The organism is Microcoleus sp., assembly GCF_049646505.1.
Lineage (GTDB): Bacteria > Cyanobacteriota > Cyanobacteriia > Cyanobacteriales > Microcoleaceae > Microcoleus.
In genome coordinates, this window is the sequence record NZ_JBARVX010000163.1 from 1 (window position 1) to 4,316 (window position 4,316).

At 45.8% G+C, this 4,316-nt stretch carries 4 protein-coding genes; all 4 read left to right on the forward strand.

The genetic code is table 11. The features are described 5' to 3' along the window. Window positions 1–56 precede the first annotated feature (56 nt). The 4 genes from lpxA to WBA89_RS08800 are packed head-to-tail and all read left to right on the forward strand — an operon-like array spanning window position 57 to window position 3,981. Window positions 57–851 carry an acyl-ACP--UDP-N-acetylglucosamine O-acyltransferase gene (lpxA, locus tag WBA89_RS08785; RefSeq protein ID WP_424405688.1) on the forward strand — a complete coding sequence of 265 codons (795 nt, stop codon included), beginning with the start codon at window positions 57–59 and terminating at the stop codon, window positions 849–851. A 41-nt stretch (window positions 852–892) separates the two neighbouring features. Next, complete coding sequence (locus WBA89_RS08790; RefSeq protein WP_333092728.1) at window positions 893–1,495, forward strand: Uma2 family endonuclease; 603 nt, start codon at window positions 893–895, stop codon at window positions 1,493–1,495. A 21-nt stretch (window positions 1,496–1,516) separates the two neighbouring features. Then, window positions 1,517–2,689 (forward strand): lipid-A-disaccharide synthase, encoded by a 1,173-nt coding sequence (lpxB, locus tag WBA89_RS08795; RefSeq protein WP_424405690.1) that lies wholly within the window; start codon window positions 1,517–1,519, stop codon window positions 2,687–2,689. 23 nt (window positions 2,690–2,712) lie between these two features. After that, window positions 2,713–3,981, forward strand: a complete 1,269-nt coding sequence (locus tag WBA89_RS08800; RefSeq protein ID WP_424405692.1) for a DNA cytosine methyltransferase — start codon at window positions 2,713–2,715, stop codon at window positions 3,979–3,981. Window positions 3,982–4,316 lie beyond the last annotated feature (335 nt).

Sequence of the window (4,316 nt, forward strand, 5' to 3'; positions counted from 1 at the left end):
ATGACTAATGACTAATGACAACCATCAACCGTCAACAGACAATAGACTAATTAAAAATGCTTACTTTGATTCACCCAACTGCTGTGATTCATCCCCGCGCCGAACTGCACCCGACTGTAGAAGTGGGCGCTTATGCTGTAATTGGGGAAAGAGTGAAAATCGGGCCGGAGACTAAGATTGGCGCTCATGCAATTATCGATGGGCTAACAGAAATAGGTGCTAAAAATCAAATTTTTCCCGGTGCGGCGATTGGCCTGGAACCTCAAGATTTGAAATATGAAGGTTCGCTGACTAGGGTAACAATTGGTGACAGCAATGTGATTCGGGAATACGTGACAATCAACCGCGCTACTGGAGCGGGAGAAAGCACCACAATGGGCGATCGTAATTTGTTGATGGCTTACGTTCATGTCGGTCACAATTGCGAGCTCGGAGACCAGGTAATTATCGCCAACGCCGTAGCCTTGGCCGGACACGTCAAAATCGAGTCTCAAGCCAGACTGAGCGGGGTTTTGGGCGTTCACCAGTTTGTCCGCATCGGCCGCTTGTCGATGGTGGGCGGCTTGAGCAGGATCGATCGAGATGTACCTCCTTATATGCTAGTCGAGGGAAATCCTTCGAGAGTGCGAGCAATCAACAAAATAGGCCTCGAACGCGCCGGTTTAACCCCAGAAGATTTGCTGGTTTTGAAGAAAACTTTTCGGATTTTATACCATTCTGGCTACACCCTAAATCAAGCTTTGGAACAGTTGGATTTGTTGCCAGAAAATCCCCACTTGCAGCACCTGCGGAGATTTGTGCAGCAGTCTGTCAGCAAAGGGCGGCGCGGTTTGATTCCTGGTAAAAAGTGAATGGGCTAGAATAAATCTATCCACAGAGCGATGCTGGCCCTATGAATGTATATACTTCAGTCAAATCTACATTTCTTGAAACAGAACAAGATGGCTGCATCAGGTTATCAGATGTTAGCTGGGAACAATTTGAAGCGATCGAATCAGCCTTTAAAGATATCGGCGGTGTAAAATTTTTCTATCTCGATCGCATCCTGCAACTTATGACTGTCTCCCCGGAACACGAAATCATCAAAAAAACGCTCTGTATGCTGCTAGAAGCGTATATGAGAGCAAGCGGGATTCGATTTTACGGCAAGGGCGGGCCGACTCTGGGTAACAGAGAGTTGGGAGGTAGAAAAGAGCCGGATGATTCCTATGATATAGGTGCTCCAAAAACAGTCCCAGATATTGCTATTGAAGTGGTAATTACCAGCGGCGGAATAGATACTTTAGAATTTTACAAACGATTGGGAGTTCGGGAAGTTTGGTTTTGGCAAAACAATCAGTTATCTCTCTACTGCTTGAGAGGTGAAAATTACGAGCAAATTACCCGCAGTACATTTCTGCCAGACCTCGATTTAGAATTACTCCTGCGCTGTGCTAATATGCCAGATCAATATGATGCTGTGACTGAGTTGTTACAACAAATTTCACCCGTTTAAAATCAGAGTTTAATTGAAAATATGAAAATTTTTATCAGCACTGGTGAGGTTTCTGGCGATTTGCAAGGAGCTTTGTTAGTTGCTGCCTTAAAACGCCATGCTGTCGCCGCTGGTTTGGATATAGAAATAACAGCTTTGGGTGGGGGACGCATGGCGGAAGCTGGCGCTACTATTTTAGGCGATACTGTCAGTATTGGTTCTATGGGTCTTATAGAATCAGTGCCGTATATTTGGCCGACAATCCAAGTTCAGCAAAAAGCTAAACAATATCTCAAAAAATTTCCCCCGGATGCGGTTGTATTGATTGATTATTTGACTCCAAATCTCGGTATTGGTAGCTACATTCGCCGCTGTTTGCCAAATTTGCCCGTGGTTTGGTATATCGCACCTCAAGAATGGGTTTGGTCGATTTCTCCTCGCAATACGGATTTGATTGTCAGTATTGCCGATCGCATTTTGGCGATTTTCCCCGAGGAAGCTAGTTATTATCGGGAAAAAGGAGCCGAGGTGAGTTGGGTAGGTCATCCTTTGGTGGATAGAATTCAATCTGCGCCCTGCCGGGAAGCTGCCCGCAAAACTTTGGGAATTGCGCCGGAACAGGTGTCGGTGGCCCTAATTCCGGCTTCTAGAAAGCAAGAACTCAAGTACCTGATGCCGGTTATATTTGAGGCTGCTCGAATTATTCAAGCCCAATTGCCGGAGGTTCATTTTTGGATTCCGCTTGCTAACCAAGCTTTTGAGAGCAAAATCGAACAGGCGATCGAGAATTACGGTTTGCGGGCTACTTTGTTGGAAAATCAAACTCTGGAAATTTTGGCTGCTGCCGATCTGGCGATCGCAAAATCTGGTACTGTTAATTTGGAATTAGCTTTGCTGGACGTTCCGCAAGTTGTTGCTTACCGCGTCAGTCCGATTACAGCGATGATTGCTCGCCACGTACTGAAATTTTCGATTCCTTTTATGTCTCCGCCGAATTTGGTGGAAATGAAGCCGATCGTCCCGGAGTTGCTGCAAGACGATGCTACTGCGGAAAATATCGTCAACCACGCACTGGAATTGCTGCAAAATGCCGATCGGCGCCAGGAAACAAAAGCGGGCTATCGCCAAATGCGCCAAAGTCTCGGAGATTTGGGGGTTTGCGATCGCGCGGCTGCCGAAATAATGAAAAATGTTAAATTAAATACAGCAAATTAAAACAATTTTAGTATTGAAATGTTATGTCGAGCAATCGGAAAAAGCGACCGATCGCTGTTGATTTATTTGCAGGCGCGGGCGGCATGACTCTCGGCTTTGAACAAGCAGGTTTTGATGTACTTGCTTCCGTCGAAATTGACCCAATTCACTGCGCGACACACGAGTTTAATTTCCCGATGTGTTCTATTTTGTGCAAAGATGTCGCACAGCTAACAGGAGCGGAAATTAGGAACAAATCTGCGATCGGCAAGCGGGAGATAGACGTAGTAATCAGCGGTTCGCCCTGTCAAGGATTCTCGCTGATGGGAAAGCGCGATGTGGAGGACCCGCGAAATTCTCTAATTTTTCACTTTCACCGCTTAGTTTTAGAGTTAAAAACCAAGTTTTTTGTCATGGAAAATGTGCCGGGAATTGTGGCAGGCAAACACAAAGAACTCCTGAACATTTTAATTAGTTCTTTTCTGGAATCAGGCTATCAAGTAGAAGAAAACTATCAAGTTCTGAATGCCGCTCACTACGGAGTGCCGCAAGCTCGCAAACGATTGTTTTTGATTGGGTGCAAAAAAAACTTTGATCTGCCAAAATATCCTCAGCCAACGACTATGCTACCGAAAAATAAACTTCCTAAACGCTATAAAAAAATTAATTTACCTGCTGTTCCGACTGTTTGGGATGCGATTGGAGATTTGCCGGAAGTGGAAAAGTACAGCGAGTTGCTGCACCGAGATTGGGTAGTAGCAGAGTACGGAAATTGCAGCAGCGATTACGCGAGTTTTTTGCGCGGATTCGATGATTTTGAAAATGATTATGGTTACGATCGCCAGTACGATCGACAAATCCTCTCTTCGAGTCGGCGCACAAAACATTCTCCCGAATGTATAGAAAGATTTGCAGCCTCCGCCTACGGCGAAAAAGAGCCGATCAGCCGTTTTTACAAGCTGCACCCCGACGGAGTTTGCAACACTCTCAGGGCTGGAACCGACAGGGCGAGGGGCGCTTATACTTCGCCAAGGCCGATTCACCCGATCGTCCCTCGGTGCATTACAGTCAGAGAAGCTGCGCGGCTGCATTCCTATCCTGACTGGTTTAGATTTCACGTCACCAAATGGCACGGTTTCCGCCAAGTCGGAAATTCTGTACCGCCGCTGTTGGCGAAAGCTGTAGCAGCGCAGATTATTAACGCTTTGGGCGTCAAAGCAATTAAGCCGAGTTTCCAGCTTCCCGGTGGAGATGATTCATTGCTGAAACTAAATTGGTCAGAAGCCCAACAATATTATCTACCGCGTTTGTAGCGAGGACAACAATCCTCTTTCCGAATAATATCAACTAGAGTTCGGGTAAATAATTTGACCCACCGCTATCAAAACCCCGATATTGCAAGACTACCAGATTTTGAAAGTCTGCCGGAAAAACATTTTGATAAATTTCGCTTAGTTTTGCAACAATTACGAGTCTTTGGGAATTCTAGAGTTATCTTTGTAAAAAGTGTATTTTCAGGAGACTACTATGGGTTGGTTTAAAAGACTGTTCGGACTCGAAAAGCCTGAACCCCAGGCTCAACCGATGACACAAGTAGTACAGCAAGCAGCCCAATCGCAATCGATCGCTCCTGCTAAAGTCGGCCCGG